Annotated in this window: 2 protein-coding genes; both read right to left on the reverse strand. The window is 72.9% G+C overall.

Features of this window, described 5'->3' with window-relative positions:
- Nucleotides 1-135: 135 nt before the first annotated feature.
- A complete protein-coding gene (locus JFN87_RS32790) occupies nucleotides 136-504 on the reverse strand; it encodes a holo-ACP synthase (protein ID WP_209346108.1) in 369 nt (122 codons plus the stop codon).
- Nucleotides 505-525: 21 nt separating this feature from the next.
- Nucleotides 526-2,373: a glutamine--fructose-6-phosphate transaminase (isomerizing) gene (glmS, locus tag JFN87_RS32795; RefSeq protein WP_209346110.1), complete on the reverse strand. Its 1,848-nt coding sequence runs from the start codon at nucleotides 2,371-2,373 to the stop codon at nucleotides 526-528.
- Nucleotides 2,374-2,737: the final 364 nt, after the last annotated feature.

Below are 2,737 nucleotides of genomic sequence, written 5' to 3' on the forward strand. Positions count from 1 at the left end.
CCCGTCCTCAGCCCCGCGCACACGGCCGCGAGGCCGGCCGCCGCGCGCGCCATCAGCGTGCCGTCGGGCAGCCGCGCCATCAGCTCGCGCTCGGCGGTCCTGACCGTCTCCACGTCGTAAGCAGTCCGCATGGTCTCAACCCTCCGCGATGACGACGGCGGACGCCACTCCCGCGTCGTGGCTGAGCGAGACGTGCCAGGCGCGCACGCCGAGTTCGGCCGCGCGCGCGGCGACCGTGCCGCTCACGCGCAGCCGCGGCCTGCCGCTGTCCTCCACGTACACCTCCGCGTCCGTCCAGCGCAGGCCGCCGGGCGCGCCGAGCGCCTTCGCCAGCGCCTCCTTGGCCGCGAACCGGGCGGCGAGCGACGCGACGCCCCTGCGCTCCCCGTCGGGCAGGAGCAACTCCGATGGGACGAAGAGGCGTTCCCGCATCTGCGGGGTGCGTGTCAGCGACTGCTCGAACCGCTCGATCTCCGCCACGTCGATCCCCACCCCGATGATCACGCCACCCCAACTCCCCTCGTCTCACTCCACCGTCACGGACTTCGCCAGGTTGCGCGGCTGGTCCACGTCGTTGCCGCGCGCCGTCGCCAGCTCGCACGCGAAGACCTGCAGCGGCACCGTGGCGACCAGCGGCTGGAGCAGCGTCGGCGTGGCGGGCACGCGAATGAGGTGGTCGGCGTACGGCACCACGCTCTCGTCCCCCTCCTCGGCGATGACCACGGTCCTGGCGCCACGCGCCCTGATCTCCTGGATGTTCGAGACGATTTTGCCGTGCAGCACCGACCGGCCGCGCGGCGAGGGTACGACCACGACGACCGGCAGGTCCTGCTCGATCAGCGCGATCGGGCCGTGCTTGAGCTCGCCCGCGGCGAACCCCTCGGCGTGCATGTACGCCAGTTCCTTCAGCTTGAGGGCGCCCTCCAGCGCCACCGGGTAGCCGACGTGGCGGCCGAGGAAGAGCACGGTCGGCTTGTCGCTGAGCGACCTGGCCAGCTCACGTACCGGCTCCATCGTTTCCAGGACGCGCCCCACCTGCTCGGGGACGTGCGACAGTTCGCGCACGACGGCGCGGATCTCGTCGCCCCACTTGGTGCCGCGCACCTGCCCCAGGTAGAGCGCGACGAGGTTGCACGCGACGAGCTGCGTCAGGAAGGCCTTCGTGGAGGCGACGGCGACCTCGGGGCCCGCGTGCGTGTACAGCACGGCGTCCGACTCGCGCGGGATCGTCGAGCCGTTGGTGTTGCAGATGGCGAGAACCTTGGCGCCCTGCTCGCGCGCGTGCCGCAGCGCCATCAGCGTGTCCATCGTCTCGCCCGACTGGGAGATCGCGATCACGAGCGTGCGGGCGTCGAGGATCGGGTCGCGGTAGCGGAACTCGCTGGCGAGCTCGACCTCGCACGGCACGCGCGTCCAGTGCTCGATCGCGTACTTGGCGATGAGCCCGGCGTGGAACGCGGTGCCGCAGGCGACGACCACGACCTTCTCCACCTCGCGCAGCACGGCCGCCGGGATGCGCACCTCGTCGAGCGAGAGCGTGCCCTCGCCGTCTACGCGGCCCAGCAGCGTGTCGGCGACGGCCTTCGGCTGCTCGGCGATCTCCTTGAGCATGAAGGACGCGTAGCCGCCCTTCTCGGCCGCCGACGCGTCCCAGTCGACGTGGTACGAGCGCACCTCGGCGGGCGAGCCGTCGAAGCCTGTGACGGTGACGCCGTCGCGGCGGGCCTCGACGACCTGGTCCTGGCCCAGCTCGATCGCGTCGCGCGTGTGCGCGATGAACGCGGCGACATCGGAGGCGAGGAACGTCTCGCCCTCACCGACACCGACGACGAGGGGCGAGTCGCGGCGTGCGCCGACGACCACGCCGGGCACGTCCGCGTGCACGGCGACCAGCGTGAACGCGCCGTCCAGCCGCCGGCACACCCGGCGCATCGCCTCGGCGAGACCGCCGCACTCCTCGAAGGCCTCCGCGAGCAGGTGCGAGACGACCTCGGTGTCCGTCTGCGACGCCAGAACGTGGCCGCGCCCGGCCAGCTCGGCGCGGAGCGCGGCGAAGTTCTCGATGATCCCGTTGTGCACGACGGCGACGCGGCCCGCGCTGTCGAGGTGCGGGTGGGCGTTGGTGTCGTTGGGCGCGCCGTGCGTGGCCCAGCGGGTGTGCCCGATGCCGACGGGCCCCGCGGGCAGCGGCGCCTCGGCGAGCGCCTTGTCGAGGTTGACGAGCTTGCCGGCGCGTTTCGCCGCGAGGAGGTCGCCGCCGGCGAGCACGGCGACGCCCGCGGAGTCGTAACCGCGGTATTCGAGGCGTTTCAGGCCCGCGATGACCACGTCGAGCGCCGACTGAGGACCGGCATATCCCACAATTCCGCACATAAAGCGCAGCCTACGGTGGGTGCGGCGCGGTCGCGGCACAACGCGCGGACACGGCGGCGGGGCCCACGGCGGCCACGCCTCGTGCTCCGACGGCCGCGCGCCGTGTCCGTGACGGCCGCGCGCCGTATGCGATCGACGCCCGCGTGCTGCGCGTCCAGGGGGCCAGAGTGCGAAGGACGTCACAGGTTGACTCTGGCCGCGAGCGCCCGCCACACCGTTCAATGGATACGTGACGCTCCACGCCCTGCTCGGCCTCCCCCGCATGCTCCGCCACGGCTCGACGACAGGCACCGACCTGCCGCCCGACACGGCGTGGTGCACGACCCACCCGGCGCGCGGCTGCGCCTCGCGCTGGCCGCGGCGC

Source organism: Streptomyces montanisoli, assembly GCF_017813245.1.
GTDB classification, from domain to species: Bacteria; Actinomycetota; Actinomycetes; order Streptomycetales; family Streptomycetaceae; genus Streptomyces; species Streptomyces montanisoli.